The sequence below is a fragment of the Streptomyces niveus genome (assembly GCF_001723055.1).
GTDB lineage: Bacteria > Actinomycetota > Actinomycetes > Streptomycetales > Streptomycetaceae > Streptomyces > Streptomyces niveus.
On record NZ_MDCR01000287.1, the window covers coordinates 25,984 to 42,892 of the forward strand.

Here is a 16,909-nt window from a genome sequence, read left to right on the forward strand (position 1 = left end):
GTCACCCTCAGACGGTCGTCAGGTCTTGCATGGCCTTGATGAAGCCGTCCGCGTCGAGCTGCTTGTTGAAGAACTGCTGGACCGCCACATAGATGGGCGTCATGTTCTTCGGCGGATACGCCTGGTCCCACGAGAGCTGGAACGCGGGCGCCTTGTCCACCAGGTCGTACTGGTACCTCAGATACTCCGGGTTGTCCGCCGAGTCCAGGAACTTGGTGGTGTTCGTGGTGGTCGGCAGATTGCCCATCGCCAGCTGCGCCTCGACGAACTCGTCCGAGTACATGAGCTTCAGGAACTCGGCTATCGCCTCGGCGTGCTTCGTCGACTTGCGGACCGAGTAGAAGTTGTTGGTGTTGCCGACGAGGCCGGCGGCGTCGCCCTTGCCACCCGCGACGCTCGGGAAGGTCCCGTACCCCAGGTCGTTCCTGGCGAAGCCGGGATCGGCCTCCTGCTGGGTCGAGTACGCCCAGGACCCCATCAGTTCGAAACCGGCCTTGCCGCTCGCCAGCAGGGCGGGGGAGCCCCCGTCGGTGAACTTGACCGAGTCGTAGTTGGTCCCGAAGGCGCCCGCGTCGACGAGCTGCCTCAGCATGTCCAGCGCCTTCCTGCTGTCGGCGCTCTCCCAGACCTCCTTCTCGCCGGCCAGTGCCTTCTTGAACAGCTCCGGGCCCGCGACACGGTCGTACAGATACTCGAACCACATCATGGTGGTCCACTTGTCGCCGCCACCGAGAGCGATGGGCGTGACGCCCGCGCCCTTCAGCTCCTTCACCGCCGCCAGCAGGTCGTCCCAGCTGCGGGGCGGCTCGACGCCGGCGTCGGCGAGCACCTTCTTGTTGTGGAACAGCAGCACCGGCTGGGTGCCGCGCATCGGCACGCCGTACGACTTCCCGCCGACCCGAGCGGTTTCGAAGACCGACGGCAGGAAGTTCGCCTTCAGCCCCGGATCCTTCTTGATCATGTCGTCCAGCGGCAGCAGCAGATCCGCCTCCACGAACGGCTGGATGCTGCCGCCGCCCCAGTTGAAGAACACGTCCGGCGCCTGCGGGGTGTTGATGACCGTCTGGAGCTTCTGCTGGTAGTCGGCGCCGGGGACGGTGTCCAGGACCGCCTTCACCTCGGAGGTCTTGTTGAACGTCGCGACGAGCTGCTTCTCCACCCGGTTGCCGGCGTCGCCGTAGACGAGTACGTGGAACTCGTTCGAACCGCCGGCGGATGAGCCGCCGCCGCAGGCCGCCAGGGCCAGACTCAGAGCCAGCACCGCGCCGCCTGCGACGGCCCGACGGAACCGTGCGCGTGTCTTCATCGGTCGACCTCTCGAAAGTATCGGGAATCTATCCGAAAGTCTCTGCTGGGGAGCGACCGTAAGGTGCTCCCACGGACCGGTCAACATCGCTGTCATCGCTCGGCGAAACCGTTACACAAGCCCGTGCTTTATCCTTCAGCCCATGCGAGATGACAGGAGTGCGGGGCGAGTGACGCTCGCTCAGGTGGCCAATCAGGCGGGCGTTTCCCTTTCGACAGTTTCGAAGGTGCTCAACGGGCGCCCCGATGTGTCCGCCCCGACGCGCGTCAAGGTCGAGGAGTTGCTGGAGGCACACGGCTACCGGCGCTCCTCGTCCGCAGTCCCCGAGGCGCCGCTCATCGAGATCGTCTTCCACGAGCTGGACAGCGCCTGGTCGATGGAGCTGATCCGGGGCATGCAGAACGTCGCCAAGACGGCCGGCGTCAGCGTCGTACTCACCGAGACCGGGACGCGGCACTCCCCGGGGGCCGACTGGGTCGAAGGCGTCCTGCGCCGCCGCCCGCTCGGCGTGGTGCTGGTCTTCTCGACGCTCCCCGACGAACTCAAGAAGAAGCTGTGGTCACGCGCCATCCCGTTCGTGATCATCGATCCGGCCGGCGACCCGGAACCCGACGTGCCCTCCGTCGGCTCCGCCAACTGGGCCGGCGGACTGGCCGCCACCCGCCATCTGCTCGACCTCGGCCACCGCTCCATCGCCGTCGTCACCGGACCCGAGGACATGCTGTGCTCCCTCGCCCGCCTCGACGGCTTCCGCTCCGCGATGGCGATGGCCGGTGTGCCGGTCGACCCCGGACTCGTACGGTTCGGCGACTTCCACGTCCAGGCCGGCTACGACCACGCCATGGAACTCCTGCGGCTCGCTGAACGCCCGACCGCGATCTTCGCCGGGAGCGACCTCCAGGCCCTCGGTGTGCTGGAGGCCGCGCGGGTGCTCGGCGTCCAGGTGCCGGAGGACCTGTCCGTGGTCGGGTACGACGACATCCCGCCGGCCCAGTGGTCGAGCCCCGCGCTCACCACCGTGCACCAGCCACTGGTCGAGATGGCCGAGGAGGCCGCGCGGATGCTGCTGCGGCTGCGGCAGGCGTACCAGAGCGACCAGAGCGGCGGGGACCGCTCCGACGCCCGCCTCGGCCAGGCCGACACCCGGATCGAGTTCGCCACCCGGCTCGTCGTCAGGAACAGCACGACGGTGGTGAAGCCCGCGACGGAGTGAACCGGTCCGTGAGAGAAGCCGGTCCCGGGGAAGGTGAAGGGCGACCCAGCACGACCGGGAAGGGATGGACACCGTGGCACGACCGAGGATTCTCGTAGTGGGCGCAGGCTTCGCGGGGGTGGCGTGCGTACGCCGTCTGGAGCGGAGGCTGGAGCCGGGAGAGGCGGAGATCTCTCTGGTCACCCCGTTCTCGTACCAGCTCTACCTGCCGCTGCTGCCACAGGTGGCATCAGGAGTGCTGACCCCGCAGTCGGTCGCCGTCTCGCTGCGCCGCAGCAGGAAGCACCGCACCCGGATCATCCCCGGCGGGGCCATCGGAGTGGATCCGAAGGCGAAGATCTGCGTCATCCGGAAGATCACCGGCGAGATCGTCGACCAGCCCTACGACTACATCGTGCTGGCCCCCGGCAGCGTCACCCGCACCTTCGACATCCCCGGACTCGTCGACAACGCGCGCGGCATGAAGACACTCGCCGAGGCCGCCTACGTACGCGACCACGTCATCGCGCAGCTCGACATCGCGGACGCCAGCCCCGACGAGAAGGAACGCGCGGGGCGCCTGCAGTTCGTGGTCGTCGGCGGCGGCTACGCGGGCACGGAGACGGCCGCCTGTCTCCAACGCGTCACCACCAGCGCCCTGCGGCGCTACCCCAGGCTGGACCCGAAGCAGATCAAGTGGCACCTCGTCGACATCGCTCCCAAGCTCATGCCGGAACTCGGCGACAAACTCGGCGCCACCGCCCTCGACATCCTGCGCGGGCGCGGGATCGATGTGTCGCTCGGGGTGTCGATCGCCAAGGCCGGACCCGACGAGGTGACCCTCACCGACGGCCGGGTGCTGCCCTGCCGCACCCTCATCTGGACGGCGGGCGTCGTCGCCAGCCCGCTGGTGCGTACGTTCGACGCCGAGACGCTGCACGGCCGGCTCGTCGTCTCGCCCGAACTGCGGGTCGGCGGCCTCGACGGCATGTTCGCGCTCGGCGACGCGGGAGCCGTGCCCGACCTCACCAAGGGCGGCGACGCGATCTGCCCGCCGACCGCCCAGCACGCCATGCGGCAGGGCCGTACGGCCGCGGAGAACGTCATCGCCACGATGCGCCGCCGGCCCCTGCGGCGCTACGAGCACAAGGACCTGGGGCTGGTCGTCGACCTCGGCGGCCGGGACGCCGTCTCCAAGCCGATGGGAGTGGAACTGCGCGGGCTGCCGGCCCAGGCCGTCGCCCGCGGCTACCACTGGTCGGCGCTGCGGACCAATGTCGCCAAGGCCAGGGTGCTGACCAACTGGGTGCTCAACGCCGTCGCCGGGGACGACTTCGTACGGACCGGGTTCCAGGAGCGCAAACCGGCGACCCTGCACGACTTCGAGTACACCAACGACTATCTGACGGCTGATCAGGTAGGGGAGCGCACCCGGGCACTGACGGCGCGCGGCTGACCCGGCGGGCGGAGCGGCGGAGCGGGCCGGGTACGGGACACCTCCCGTACCCGGCCCGCCCACATCAGCGGTCAGGTGGTGAACCGGTGGTGCCCCGACCCCACCGCGTACACCGCGCAACCGTCCTCCATCCGCAGGAACTTCGCCCCCCGGTGCCTGACATCGCCCGCCTTCCGCGCCGGCACCCACACCTGCGCCGTGGTGTTGGGCGGCACCGAGCACTCCAGCTCGAACCCGCCGCGCCCCGACTCCCAGCGGGTGGTGATCGGCCCGTGGACCGACGCGTACCGGCCGCCGGCCCGCTTCACCTCACCACCGGGGCGCGGCCTGATGACGATCTCCTTGAACCCGGGCCGGCCCGGCGCGATCCCCGCGATGTTGGCGTACATCCACTCGCCCACCGACCCGTAGGCGTAGTGGTTGAAGGAGTTCATCCCGGCGTCCTGGAAGCCGCCGTCCGGCCTGATCGAGTCCCAGCGCTCCCACATCGTCGTCGCGCCGTTCTCGATCTGATACCCCCAGCCGGGGAACGTGCGCCGGTGCAGGAGCCGGTACGCGACGTCGGTGTGACCGGTGTCGGTGAGCACCGGCAGCAGCCGGGGCGTGCCGAGGAATCCGGTCGACAGATGCCAGTCCTTCGCCTCGATCAGCTCCACCAGCCGGTCGGCGGCCGGCTTGCGCGCCGCCTCGGGCAGCAGCTCCATGGACAGGGCGAGCACATAGGCCGTCTGAGTGTCGCCCTTCACCCGGCCGTCGGCGCTCACGTACGCCGCCCGGAACGCGTCACGGACCTGGCTGAACAGCGTCTCGTACGGCGCGGGATCCTTGCCCAGCACCCGCGCGATCCGCGCCGTGAGGCCGGCGACGTGCGCGAAGTAGGCCGTGCCGATGACGTCCTTCGGCGTCTCGTCCTCGATGTTCAGCCAGTCGCCGAAACCGTCCGCCGGGCGCAGGAAGCCGGTGCTGTGCGCCCGCAGATAGTCCAGCCATCTGACCATCGAGTCCCACGACACGTCGAGGATCCGCTCGTCGCCGTATGCCTGGTACAGCGCCCACGGCACCGTGACCCCGGCGTCGCCCCAACCGGCCGAGCCGTCGCCCACGTTCGCGATGTCGGGGGCGACATGCGTGAACGAGCCGGCGCCCGTCTGCGCGTCCCTCAGGTCCTGGAGCCACTTGGTGAGGAAGCGCGCGGACTCCATGACATAGGTGGCGGTCGGGGCGAAGACATTGATGTCCCCGGTCCAGCCGAGCCGCTCGTCCCGCGCGGGTGTGTCGGTCGGGATGGACAGGAAGTTGCCGCGCTGACCCCAACTGATGTTGCTGTGGAGCTGGTTGAGCATGGGGACGTCGGAGTCGAACTCGAAGGTGAACGGCGCCGAGGTGTGCATGACCCGCCCGGTGACCGCGCTCGCGCGCGGCGTGCCCGGGAAGCCGGTGACCTCGACGTAGCGGAACCCGTGGAAGGTGAAGCGCGGTTCGAACGTCTCCTCGCCGCCGCCCCGCAGCGTGTACGTGTCGGTGGCCCGCGCCGTACGCAGGTTCGCGGTGTAGAGCGAACCGTCCGGGTTCAGCACCTCGGCGTGCCGCAGCGTCACGGTCGTGCCCGCCTTGCCGGACACCTTCAGCCGCACCGAACCGACCATGTTCTGACCGAGGTCGAAGACGAAGACCCCCGGCGCGACGCGGGTGACCTTCCTGGCGGGCAGCTCCTTGGTGATCCGCACCGGGCCGTCCACCTGCGCGACGATCTCCGTTTCGACGCCGTCGACCCGCTCGGCCGGGAGCCAGCCCGCGTCGTCGAACCCCGGTGACGTCCAGCCCCTGGTCTCCAGCCGGGCGTCGTACGCCTCGCCCGCCTGCATGTCGCTCGACACCAGCGGCCCGCCGGCGGCCCGCCAGCCGTCACCCGACACGACCCGCTCCCGGGTCCCGTCCTGGTACGTGACCTCCAACTGCGCCAGCAGCGCGGGCCGTTCGCCGTAGTGGTGGGGCCCGAACATGCCGAGGTTCCCGCCGTACCAGCCGAGCGCGAGATGCGCGCCGAGCACGTTCGCGCCCCGCCGCACCAGCGCCGTGACGTCGTACGTCTGGTACTGCACCCGCTGCCGGTAGTCGGTCCAGCCGGGCGCGAACAGGTCCTTGCCGACGCGCTGCCCGTTGAGATGCGGCTCGTAGTGGCCGAGCGCCGTCGCGTGCAGCCGGGCGCTCGCGACGGGCTTGTCCGCCAGGCGGAAGGAGTGCCGCAACTGGGTGGCGGGGAAGTACGCGGGCGCCACCGCGCCCCACGGCCCTGAGCCCCACGCCGGGCCCTTCCGGGCGGCGGGCCAGGCGCTGTCGTCGTATCCGGTCTGCCGCCACCCGGCGCCGGGCTCCGTGTCCGTGCTCCGCCAGGTGTCGTCCGTGGGGACCGTGGTGGTGCCTTCGGCCGTGGTCAGCTCCAGAACGGCGAGGAGACCGGCCGGGCTCTCGGTGGCGTTGACCGCGGCCACCGCCAGGACGTTGGCGCCGGCGCCCAGATGGGCCGTGACGTCGACGACGGCCGGCCGGCGCCAGTTCTCGGCGGGCCCGTCGGGCTCCGTGCGGCTCACCTCGGTGCCGTTCACGTACACGGTGTACGCGTCGTCGGCGCCCACCACGAGCCGGGCGCCCGTGACACCCGCCGGGACGTCGACGGCGCGACGGAACCAGCGGGTCCCGGCGGGCAGGTTGCCCGCCGGATCGCCCTCGGGGAACCAGATCCAGGACGAACCCCGCAGGGACGGCGCGCCGCTCAGCGCCGCCGGTGCGGCGATCCACCGCGCCGACCAGGCCGCCGTACTCATCAGCCCGGTCTCCCACCAGGCGTTCTCGCTCCAGCCGGATACCTCACCGGCCGCGTTCCAGACGCGGACCGACCAGTGATACCGCGTCAGGGGACGCAGGGCGGGACCCGCGTACGCCACGAGCACCGACCGGTCCGACACCACCTTGCCGCTGTCCCACACATCGGGCTCGGCCAGCTCGCGCGCGCTGGAGGCGACCCGGATCTGGTACGCGCTCTGCGTCTGACCGGGCGCGTCGGACAGCAGCGGCCAACTCAGCCTGGGCTCCGGGGTGTCGAGGCCCAGCGGATCGCGTACGTACTCGACGGTCGGCGCGCCGACCCGGAGCGCGCCGGCGCGGTCCGGTCCGGTGGCGGCGGCTCCGGTCTGCCCGGCGGCCCGCGCCGACGGCGCGCCGGCCGCGACGGCGGAGGCGCCGAGCGCGGCTGCGGTGGTGGTGGTGAGCATGCGGCGTCTACTGATCACGTCAACCCCAGAACAATTCGACAGTGAATCGATTCATCGCGTGAAAGTAGGGGCGCTCTCCTGGCGCGTCAAGGTGTCGCGCTCACATTGCCCTGCCAGGCACTCGAATTCCGGTGCCGTGCTGAACCCTTTCATTCGGATCGCCCGTGGAGCCCGCTCCCGGCCGTCCGGCGCCGCGCGGATCACTTTGTGTGCGACCGGTGTGTACGGTTCCCGTCTCTGCCAGGATCTCTCCCGGGTACTCCGGCGGCCGCCCGACGGTGATCCAAGAAAATGTTGTCATGCGGTAACTGATCGCTTTAGTCTCAACCCGGACGCACCCGTCGGTCCCACGGGGCCGCGGCGCCCGTGGCGAGAGGAGAACAACTGCCATGGGCACCCGCCCGAGTACAGCGGTCAGATCCACCCCAGGCAGACCCGGCGCCCCCGCGTCCCCCGGCGCACGGAGCCACATCCCCGCCGGCCGCGACGCGGCGCGGGGGGACGAAGCCGCGGAAGCCCTGTGGAACGGGCGTCCGCCCACGGTGCTGCTCATCGAGGACGACCCCGGTGACGCGCTCCTGGTCGAGGAACTCGTGGCCGACAGCGGGATCCCGCTGAGGCTGAGCCTCGCCAGGACACTGGCCGAGGCGGTCACCGCGCTGGAGGCCGAGGTGCCGCAGTGCATCCTGCTCGATCTCCATCTCCCCGACGCCCAGGGACTCGAAGCCCTGGAACGGGTGATCGTCCACGCGGGCGGCTCGGCCGTGGTCGTACTGACCGGGCTCGCCGAGGAGCAGGCCGGTCTCGCGGCCGTCGCCGCCGGCGCCCAGGACTATCTGATCAAGGGACGGGTGGAGCCCGGCCTGTTCGTCCGCGCGATCCGCTACGCGATCCAGCGCAAACACACCGAACTCGCCGCGTCCGCCCTCCAGACGAGCCGGCTGCGCGCCCAGGAGAACGCCCGCCTGGAGCGTGGCCTGCTGCCCACCCCGCTCCTTCTCGACCGGAGCGTCGCCGTCTGCGCCCGCTACCAGCCCGGCCGCTCCCAGGCCCTGCTCGGCGGCGACTTCTACGACGTCGTCCAGACGTCCGACGGCATGACCCACGCGGTCGTGGGCGACGTCTCCGGGCACGGGCCCGACGAGGCGGCACTCGGCGTGTGCCTGCGGGTGGCCTGGCGCTCCTTCGTCCTGGCGGGCGCCCGTGGCCAGCAGCTCCTCGCGCTGCTCGAACAGATCCTCGTCGCCGAACGCTCCGGCCCCGAGATCTTCGCGACCCTCACCTGTCTGACCCGGCTGCCGGCCGAGGACCACATGAACCTTCAGCGCGCCGGCCACCCCGGCGTACTGATCCGCTCGCCCGACAGCGACGTGCGGCTGGAGGAGGTGCCGGGCGGTCCCGTGCTCGGCCTGCTGCCCGGCCGGGTGTCCTGGCCCGTGACCGCGGTCCCCGTCCACCGGCGGGGCGCGGTGATGATGTTCACCGACGGGCTCATCGAGGGTCGTATCGGCACCGGCTTCGAACGGCTGGGGGAGGACGGGCTGCTGGAAATCGCCCGGCGCCACCAGCACGAAGCGGCCGACCCCTTCGTCGACACGTTGATCCACACCGCGCAGACACTCGCGGCGAGCGGCGGCGGCCTGGCCGACGACGTCGCCGTGCTCCACCTCGAATGGAACGGTGCCACCTGATGTCCGAGACCGCACGACCCTCCGCCCGGGAGCCGGAGCCCCCGCCGCCGCGCCCCCCGTTCGGCCACCGGGTCCGGATACTGCGGCGGCTGACGGTCCAGGGCTGGTTCCTGCTGGCCGTCGCCGCCCTCTGCGTCATGACGCTGGGCGCGGGGTCGGTGGCCGTCGCCACGCTCGTGCGCACCACCGAGACCGGCGACCATCTGATCGACGAGGTGTCCCCGGCCCGTACCCAGGCGTTCCGCCTCCAGGCCGCCCTCCTCGACCAGGAGACGGGTGTACGCGGCTACCAGCTGACCAAGGACGAGGACCTGCTGGAGCCGTACCGGCGCGGCCTCAGCGACGAGAGCGCGGCGCGCGAACGGCTCGGCGACCTGGTCGAAGGACTCGACCGGCCGGTCGCCGACCTGCGCGCGGTCGACCGGGCGGCCCGCGAGTGGCGCACCGGGTTCGCCGGCCCGGCGCTGGCGGGCGTGTCCGGCGACGACGCCGCGTCGGTCGCCGGGGCGAAACAGGCCTTCGACCGGGTCCGCGCGGCGCTCAACGCCCAGCAGGAGCACCTCGGCCAGGAACAGCGCGCCGCGCGGGCCGCGTTCGCCGATGCCCGCTCGGACCGCGACCGGGCGCTGATCGCCGCCCTGGTGGCGTTCCTGCTGACCGGGGTGGCAATCACCGTCCTCGTGCACTTCACGGTGGTACGGCCGCTGGACACCGTGCGTACCGCGTCGCGTCGCGTGGCCGGCGGGGACTTCGACCACGCCATCCCCGCGCACGGACCGGCCGACCTGCGGACCCTCGCGGCGGCCGTGGAGGGCATGCGGCTGCGGGTGGTCAGCGAACTGGCCACGTCCCGCCGCGACGAGGCCGAACTCGCCCGCCAGGCCGCCGAGCTGGACGCGAGCGCGGTCGAACTGCGGCGATCCAACGCGGAGTTGGAGCAGTTCGCGTACGTCGCCTCGCACGACCTCCAGGAGCCGCTGCGCAAGGTCGCCTCCTTCTGCCAGTTGCTGGAGAAGCGCTACGGCGACCAGCTCGACGACCGGGCCGCGCAGTACATCGGCTTCGCCGTCGACGGCGCCAAGCGTATGCAGATCCTGATCAACGACCTGCTCACCTTCTCGCGCGTCGGCCGGGTCCAGGACGCGCAGGAGCCGGTCGCCCTCGACGCGGCTCTGGACCGCGCGGTGCGCAATCTCTCGGTGACGATCGAGGAGACCGGCGCGGTGCTGGAGCGCCCGGCGGAGCTGCCCGAGGTCGTGGGCGATCCGACGCTGCTCACGATGCTCTGGCAGAACCTGGTCGGGAACGCGGTCAAATTCCGCCGCCCCGACCGGGAACCGCGCGTCGCCGTCACCGTGGACCGCGACGACGAGGCCGGCTTCTGGACGTTCACGGTCACCGACAACGGCATCGGCATCGCCGAGGAGTTCGCCGAGAAGGTCTTCGTCATCTTCCAGCGGCTGCACGCCAGGGACGCGTACGCGGGCACCGGCATCGGTCTGTCGCTGTGCAAGAAGGTCGTCGAGCACAGCGGCGGCCGGATATGGATCGACACGGCCCACACCGACGGCACCCGTATCGCCTTCACCCTCCCGGTCCCGGAAGACCCGGGAACCCCGGGAACCCCGGAAGCCCTGGAAGCCCCGGAAGTCCCGGAAACCGCAGAAGCAGTGGAAACCGTGGGAACCACCACCGAAGGAAGCACCGTATGAGCACCTCCCCCCAGCCCCGGCCCGTCGAAGTCCTGCTCGTCGAGGACGACGCGGGCGACGAACTCATGACCCGCGAGGCGTTCGAGGACAACAGGATCGGCAACACCCTGCATGTCGTACGGGACGGTCTGGAGGCACTGGACTTCCTCTACCAGCGCGAGGACCACACCGAGGCGCCGCGCCCCGACCTCATCCTGCTCGATCTGAATCTGCCGAAGTACGACGGCCGGCAGGTGCTGGAGAAGATCAAGTCCGACCCCGAACTCAGCTCCATCCCGGTGGTCGTCCTCACCACGTCGGCGGCCGAGGAGGACATTCTGCGCAGTTACAAGCTGCACGCCAACGCGTATGTGACCAAGCCCGTCGACCTGGAGCAGTTCATCAGGGCGGTCCAGCAGATCGACGAGTTCTTCGTGACCGTGGTCAAGCTGCCGCGCGCGTTCTGAGAGCGGCACCCCGCGCTGTTAAGCTTCACAACAGAGACTGTTGCCTTACGTAAACAGTTGGGCGGGACCGGACCTCCGAACCCCGCACCGTCCACACCACTCGCACGCGAAATGGGGCGCGATGACGTCAGGCGCTGTCCGCCGCCGAGCCCCGGTCGTCCGCGGGACGCGCCTCGGCCGCCTCGTCGAGCCGGGCGGACGCCGCCGCGTGGAAGGCGGTCAGTCCCTCCGTCAGCGCGGCCACGGCCGAGTCGTCCATGCCGTCCAGTACGGCGCTGACCTCCCGTGCCCGGATCGCCCGGTGCTCGTCCAGCACCTTGCGCCCGCGCGGGCTCAGCCGCAGCTCCACCTCACGGCGGCTGGTCGCGCTGGTGCGCCGCTCGACCAGGCCCAGTGCCTCCATCCGGTCGCACAGCCGGCTCACCGACGGAGGGCGGGAGCCGAGCGCCTTGCCGAGCGAGCGCAGATTCGTCCCGTCGTACCTCTCCAGCACCAGCAGCGCTCTGAGCTGCGACGGCGACACCGTCCCCGACGGCGCCGCTTCCTGGCCGCGCCCCCACAACACCTCAAGCAGCTCCGAGGCGGCACGGGCGGCCTCGGACATCTTCTCGCGCGGACGCGGCTGACCGGTGAGGGGGGACATCCGTCCACTGTGTCACCCGACGGCGACCTCTGTCAGCTCTACCCCGCTCCCGATCCCGTCTCCGGGGCCGCCCGCGAGATCATCCCCGTCCCCCTATCAAGAATGTCTGAGAGACCGTGACGCAACGCGACGACGAACTCGGAAGATCGGTGCGGGCAGCCGCGCCGTACGCGCTCGTGGACAGGATCCGCGACGGGCTCGCCGCCTCGCACGGCGCGACGCGCGTACAGCTGTTCCTCGCCGACTACGGCGCCACGGTCCTCACCCCGTACGACCCGCCGCCCGGCCAGGAGCAGCCGCTCTCCCTCTACAACAGCCCCGAGGGCCGCGCCTTCGGCAGCCAGGAACCGCGTGAACAGCAGGTCCGGCACGGCGACGCCGTCGACCACCATCTGCCGGTGACCGTCCGCGGCGAACGGACCGGCATCCTCTCGGTCCGGCTCCCCGGCGACCGGTCCACCCCCGAGGCCGTGGACGAGCTGACGCACATCGCCGATCTCCTGGGGCACGAGATCCTCGTCGCCGAGCGCGATACCGACGCCTACCAGCGGGCCCGCCGGATCGCCCGGCTCACCCTCGCGGCCGAGATGCAGTGGCAACTGCTTCCCGCCCGCGCCTGCACCGCCGAGGAGTTCGCCATCGGCGCCCAGCTGGAGCCGGCGTACGCCATCCACGGGGACAACTTCGACTGGGCGGTCGACTCGCGGGAGCTGACCGTCGCCGTCACCAACGGCATGGGCGAAGGCATCCAGGCGTCCCTGCTCAGCAATCTCGCCGTCAACGCACTGCGCAACGCGCGCCGCTCGGGCCTCGACATCGCGGGCCAGGCGGCCCTCGCCGATCAGGCCCTGTACGAGCAGCACCGGGGCGCCTCGCACGTGTCGACCCTCCTGATGCGTTTCGAGCTGGCGACCGGTCGTGCGGAAGTCGTGGACGCGGGCTCGCCGCAACTGTGGCGCCGGCGCGGCCGGACGGTCGAGCGCGTCCCCCTCGAAGCACAGCTGCCCCTCGGCATGTTCGAGGAGTCCCACTACGAGGCCCAGGAGTTCGACCTGCTGCCGGGGGACCGGCTGCTGATGGTGAGCGACGGCGTGTACGAAGCGCTCTCACCGGACGGTGAGCCGTACGGCGAGCGGGCGCTGGCCCGCGCGATCAGCTCCACCGGTCTGCTCCCGGCGGCGACGGCGCCCCGCGCCCTGCTGCGCGCGCTGGCCGAGTTCCGCGTGACGGACACGACGGACGACGCGCTGGTGGTCTGCCTCGACTGGACGGGCAGACCGGCACAGAGCTGAGAAAGGGGGGTGCGGGCGCCCGACCGGCGCCCGCACCCCCTCTTCAGCACGCTTTGGGGGACGGCAGGGTCACTCCTCGGCGAGCATCCCCGTGCGCAAGGTCGTCAGGATGCGGGAGAGCATCCGGGACACATGCATCTGTGACACACCCAGCTCGGCGCCGATCTCGGACTGGGTCATCTCGCGCCCGAAACGCATCTCGACGATCCCGCGGTCCCGTTCGTCAAGCTCCCCCAGCAGCGGGGCCAGCGAGTGGAAGTCCTCGACGAGCTCCATGGCCGGATCGCACGCGCCGAGCGTGTCGGCGAAGGCGCGCCCCCCGGCGCCGGCCGGCCCGTCGTCCCCGCCATCGGTGGGCAGGTCGAGCGACCCCGCGGTGTAGCCGTTGGAGGCGACGCGCCCCTCGACGACCTCGGACTCGGTGAGGTCCAGATGCCCTGCCAGCTCGGCCACGGTGGGCTTGCGGCCCAGGGTGTCGGTGAGCGTGTCCTGTGCTTTGGCCAGCTCCGTACGCAACTCCTGAAGCCTGCGCGGCACATGGACCGCCCAGGTGGTGTCCCGGAAGAACCGCTTGATCTCGCCGTGGATGTACGGCACGGCGAAGGAGCTGAACTCCACCTCGCGGGACAGGTCGAAGCGGTCGATGGCCTTGATCAGACCGATCGTGCCGACCTGGAGGACGTCCTCCATGTCACCGCTGCCCAGATTCCGGAAGCGCCGCGCCGCGTATCTGACCAGGGACTGGTTCATCTCGATCAGCGTGTTGCGCGCGTACTGGTACTCATGGGTGCCTTCTTCGAGGACCTGGAGCCGGTCGAAGAAGACCTTCGAGAGCTTCCGCGCGTCCTGGGGGGAGACCTTCCCCGTGTCCTCGATCCAGGGAAGCTCGCCGCTCGACGAGTCTGTCCGTGTGGTGGCCGGCGCGCTGCCGGGATGTGCCGGAGCGGCGGGGGAGTGTGTACTCATCGTTGCGTCATCGCCTTCATCGGTGGGGGCACTCTGCTGTGAGGCCACTGCTTGAGAACCCTGCCGGTCCTACGGTGGCCTAATAGTTGCCGTCTGGCAAGAGTGTTACCCCGTGAGCTGCTTCTCAACGGGATGACTGAGTGAAGATCGCCTAGCATGTCCGCGGAAGGCTGGTGAGTCGTGGTACTCAAGACATTCGGCTGGGCATTCGGGTTCACCGTGCTCGGCCTCGCGCTGGCGGTGCTCTACGACGGCTGGACCGCGCTCGGAGTCGTGGCGATCCTCACCGTGCTGGAGGTCTCGCTGTCCTTCGACAACGCGGTGATCAACGCCGGGATCCTGAAGAAGATGAGTGCCTTCTGGCAGAAGATCTTCCTCACCATCGGCGTCCTCATCGCCGTGTTCGGCATGCGGCTCGCCTTTCCCGTCATCATCGTCGCGGTCACCGCCAAGCTCAGCCCCGTCAAGGCGGTGCAGCTCGCGGTCGACGACAAGGACCGGTACCAGCAACTGGTCACCGACGCCCACCCGTCGATCGCCGCCTTCGGCGGCATGTTCCTGCTGATGATCTTCCTGAGCTTCATCTTCGAGGACCGCGAGACCAAGTGGCTGGGATGGATCGAACGACCGCTGGCCAAGCTCGGACAGGTCGAGATGCTGTCCGTCTGCCTCTCGTTGATCGTGTTGCTGATCGCCTCCATGACGGTCGCCACCCACGCCCACCAGCACGGCGGCGGGCACGCCGACAAGGCGCAGACGGTCCTCACCTCCGGACTCGCCGGGGTCGTCACGTATCTCATCGTCGGCGGGCTCTCCAGCTTCTTCGAGAACAGACTCGCCGACGAGGCGGACGCCCAGGCCGACGCGGAGGTCATCCCGCCGGGAGAGCCGCGTGAGACGGGCACGGGCGCCGCGTCCGGTCCGGGTGGCAAGGGCGGTCCCTCGCTGGTCGCCGTCACCGGCAAGGCCGCGTTCTTCATGTTCCTCTACCTCGAAGTCATCGACGCCTCCTTCTCCTTCGACGGTGTGATCGGCGCCTTCGCCATCACCAACGACATCGTGCTGATGGCACTCGGCCTCGGTATCGGCGCGATGTACGTCAGGTCGCTCACCGTCTATCTGGTACGCCAGGGCACGCTGGACGACTACGTCTATCTGGAACACGGCGCGCACTACGCGATCGGCGCCCTCGCCCTGATCCTGCTCATCACCATTCAGTACCAGATCAGCGAGATCATCACCGGCCTCATCGGCGTCGTCCTGATCGGGCTGTCCTTCTGGTCGTCGGTCCTGCGCAACCGGCGGATCGCGGCGGGCCGGCCGCGCGCGTCGGACCTGGCGTGAGCCGTACATGACCACCGAGACCGCCCACTCGGGCACCGAGACCGCCCGCCGCGTCACCGACGTGCTCCAGCCACGCAACACCCTGATCGCCGGCATGACCGGCATCGGCGCCGCGGCGGCCGGCGACTGGACCGGCGTCCCCTGGGGACTGCTGGGCGCGCTGTGCGCCGGGATCGTGCCCGCCGCGTACATCGAGTGGGAGCGCGGGCGCGGCCGATGGGGCGACCGGCACGTCGTGGACCGGACCCAACGGGCGCCGATCTTCCTGGTGATCCTCGGCTCGATCGGTGCCGGCGCGCTCGCCATGACCGCCGGAGGGGCGCCCACGGGCATCCTGGTCGCGATGACCGCGCTGTGGGCGATGACGGTCGTCCTGCTGGCGGTCAACACCGTATGGAAGATCAGCGTGGACTCCGCCGTGGCCTCCGCGGTTGTCGCGATGCTCGCCGCTGTCCACCACCCGTGGTGGCTCGCCGCGTACGCCCTGGTCGTCGCCGTGTGCTGGTCCCGGGTACGTCTCGGCTACCACTCCCTCGCCCAGACGGCGGCGGGCGCCACCCTGGGCGCGGCCACGGCGGCGGCGTTCCTGCCGCTGTAAGCCGTGTTCCCGGCTCAGACCGGGCGGAATTCCTCCCGGCGGGGCAGGGTGGAGACGACGCACCCCAGGCGACGGAGGGCCTCATGACGAACGGTGCCGCGGCGACCGACGAGGACGGCGCGCCCGCCCTCCACTGCCTGGTGACCGGCGCCACCGGCTACATCGGCGGCCGGCTCGTACCGGAACTGCTGGACGCCGGACACCGGGTGCGCTGTCTCGCGCGTATGCCCGAGAAGCTGCGCGACCACGCGTGGGCGGGCCGGGCCGAAGTCGTACGCGGAGACGTCACCGACGCCGCGTCCGTCGGCGACGCCATGCGGGACATCGACGTCGCCTACTACCTCGTCCACTCGCTCGGCACCGGCCCCGGCTTCGAGCGGACCGACGCCGACGCCGCCCGCGTCTTCGCCGAACAGGCCCACGCGGCGGGCGTCCGGCGCGTCGTCTATCTCGGCGGACTCACCCCGGCCGGCGTACCCGAGCGGAACCTCTCGCCCCATCTGCGCTCCCGCGCCGAGGTCGGGCACATCCTGCTCGACTCGCCCGTCCCCACCACCGTGCTGCGCGCCGCCGTCATCATCGGCTCCGGCTCCGCGTCCTTCGAGATGCTGCGCTACCTCACCGAACGCCTCCCGGTGATGGTCACACCGAGCTGGGTACGCAGCCGGATCCAGCCCATCGCGGTACGCGACGTGCTGCGCTACCTCGTCGGCAGCGCGCGGATGCCCGCCGACGTCAGCCGCGCCTTCGACATCGGCGGCCCGGACGTCCTGACGTACCTGGACATGATGCACGCGTACGCCTCCGTCGCCGGGCTGCGGCGCCGGCTGATCATGCCCGTGCCCGTCCTCACCCCGACCCTGTCCAGCCACTGGATCGGACTGGTCACCCCCGTACCCCGCTCGATCGCCCGGCCGCTCGCCGAGTCGCTGCGCCACGAGGTCGTCTGCCACGAGCACGACATCGCGCGGTTCGTCCCCGACGGGCCCGG

At 70.6% G+C, this 16,909-nt stretch carries 13 protein-coding genes; 9 read left to right on the forward strand and 4 right to left on the reverse strand.

Annotation, left to right across the window (positions count from 1 at the left end; genetic code table 11):
- Window positions 1–7: 7 nt before the first annotated feature.
- A complete protein-coding gene (locus BHU15_RS28585; protein ID WP_069629811.1) occupies window positions 8–1,306 on the reverse strand; it encodes an ABC transporter substrate-binding protein in 1,299 nt (432 codons plus the stop codon).
- A gap of 130 nt (window positions 1,307–1,436) precedes the next feature.
- Here BHU15_RS28585 and BHU15_RS28590 point away from each other — a divergent pair, with 130 nt between their 5' ends.
- Together BHU15_RS28590 and BHU15_RS28595 are read left to right on the forward strand one after the other, a co-directional pair.
- The gene (locus tag BHU15_RS28590; RefSeq protein ID WP_376204914.1) at window positions 1,437–2,519 is read left to right on the forward strand and encodes a LacI family DNA-binding transcriptional regulator; all 1,083 of its coding nucleotides are present in this window, start codon (window positions 1,437–1,439) and stop codon (window positions 2,517–2,519) included.
- A 73-nt stretch (window positions 2,520–2,592) separates the two neighbouring features.
- Entirely contained in the window at window positions 2,593–3,954 is a 1,362-nt protein-coding gene (locus BHU15_RS28595; protein ID WP_069629820.1) for an NAD(P)/FAD-dependent oxidoreductase, read from the forward strand.
- 71 nt (window positions 3,955–4,025) lie between these two features.
- Here BHU15_RS28595 and BHU15_RS28600 read toward each other — a convergent pair whose 3' ends face one another.
- On the reverse strand, window positions 4,026–7,244 hold the full coding sequence (locus tag BHU15_RS28600) for an alpha-L-rhamnosidase (protein ID WP_069629813.1): 3,219 nt from the start codon (window positions 7,242–7,244) through the stop codon (window positions 4,026–4,028).
- Between the two features lie 371 nt (window positions 7,245–7,615).
- Between BHU15_RS28600 and BHU15_RS28605 the strand changes: the two genes are divergently transcribed.
- From BHU15_RS28605 to BHU15_RS28615, 3 genes are all read left to right on the forward strand, one after another.
- On the forward strand, window positions 7,616–8,917 hold the full coding sequence (locus BHU15_RS28605) for a PP2C family protein-serine/threonine phosphatase (protein WP_079128437.1): 1,302 nt from the start codon (window positions 7,616–7,618) through the stop codon (window positions 8,915–8,917).
- A 137-nt stretch (window positions 8,918–9,054) separates the two neighbouring features.
- Window positions 9,055–10,629, forward strand: coding sequence for a sensor histidine kinase (locus tag BHU15_RS28610; RefSeq protein WP_438284992.1), 1,575 nt, complete (start codon window positions 9,055–9,057; stop codon window positions 10,627–10,629).
- Window positions 10,626–11,075 (forward strand): response regulator, encoded by a 450-nt coding sequence (locus tag BHU15_RS28615; RefSeq protein ID WP_069629814.1) that lies wholly within the window; start codon window positions 10,626–10,628, stop codon window positions 11,073–11,075. Before BHU15_RS28610 ends, BHU15_RS28615 begins: the two co-directional genes overlap by 4 nt.
- A 127-nt stretch (window positions 11,076–11,202) precedes the next feature.
- On the opposite strand, the gene BHU15_RS28620 is transcribed toward BHU15_RS28615, so the two are convergent.
- Window positions 11,203–11,718: a MarR family winged helix-turn-helix transcriptional regulator gene (locus BHU15_RS28620; protein WP_023536478.1), complete on the reverse strand. Its 516-nt coding sequence runs from the start codon at window positions 11,716–11,718 to the stop codon at window positions 11,203–11,205.
- A gap of 116 nt (window positions 11,719–11,834) precedes the next feature.
- Here BHU15_RS28620 and BHU15_RS28625 point away from each other — a divergent pair, with 116 nt between their 5' ends.
- On the forward strand, window positions 11,835–13,010 hold the full coding sequence (locus BHU15_RS28625) for a PP2C family protein-serine/threonine phosphatase (RefSeq protein ID WP_069629815.1): 1,176 nt from the start codon (window positions 11,835–11,837) through the stop codon (window positions 13,008–13,010).
- A gap of 69 nt (window positions 13,011–13,079) precedes the next feature.
- Here the strand turns inward: BHU15_RS28625 and BHU15_RS28630 are convergent, their stop codons facing one another.
- Complete coding sequence (locus tag BHU15_RS28630; RefSeq protein ID WP_069629816.1) at window positions 13,080–13,976, reverse strand: SigB/SigF/SigG family RNA polymerase sigma factor; 897 nt, start codon at window positions 13,974–13,976, stop codon at window positions 13,080–13,082.
- Between the two features lie 180 nt (window positions 13,977–14,156).
- On the opposite strand from BHU15_RS28630, the gene BHU15_RS28635 reads away from it, so the two are divergent.
- The 3 genes from BHU15_RS28635 to BHU15_RS28645 form a co-directional block, all read left to right on the forward strand.
- Window positions 14,157–15,320 (forward strand): DUF475 domain-containing protein, encoded by a 1,164-nt coding sequence (locus BHU15_RS28635; protein ID WP_069629817.1) that lies wholly within the window; start codon window positions 14,157–14,159, stop codon window positions 15,318–15,320.
- A gap of 7 nt (window positions 15,321–15,327) precedes the next feature.
- A complete protein-coding gene (locus BHU15_RS28640; RefSeq protein WP_069629818.1) occupies window positions 15,328–15,918 on the forward strand; it encodes a hypothetical protein in 591 nt (196 codons plus the stop codon).
- An 83-nt stretch (window positions 15,919–16,001) separates the two neighbouring features.
- The coding region (locus BHU15_RS28645; RefSeq protein WP_141726898.1) for an NAD(P)H-binding protein at window positions 16,002–16,909 on the forward strand (908 nt) is incomplete at its 3' end.

Coding starts and splice junctions, on each gene's coding strand:
- BHU15_RS28605 (WP_079128437.1), top strand. CDS start 7,616: ATGGGCACCCGCCCGAGTACAGCGGTCAGATCCACCCCAGGCAGACCC.
- BHU15_RS28610 (WP_438284992.1), top strand. CDS start 9,055: ATGACGCTGGGCGCGGGGTCGGTGGCCGTCGCCACGCTCGTGCGCACC.
- BHU15_RS28640 (WP_069629818.1), top strand. CDS start 15,328: ATGACCACCGAGACCGCCCACTCGGGCACCGAGACCGCCCGCCGCGTC.
- BHU15_RS28630 (WP_069629816.1), bottom strand. CDS start 13,976: ATGAGTACACACTCCCCCGCCGCTCCGGCACATCCCGGCAGCGCGCCG.
- BHU15_RS28620 (WP_023536478.1), bottom strand. CDS start 11,718: ATGTCCCCCCTCACCGGTCAGCCGCGTCCGCGCGAGAAGATGTCCGAG.
- BHU15_RS28585 (WP_069629811.1), bottom strand. CDS start 1,306: ATGAAGACACGCGCACGGTTCCGTCGGGCCGTCGCAGGCGGCGCGGTG.
- BHU15_RS28615 (WP_069629814.1), top strand. CDS start 10,626: ATGAGCACCTCCCCCCAGCCCCGGCCCGTCGAAGTCCTGCTCGTCGAG.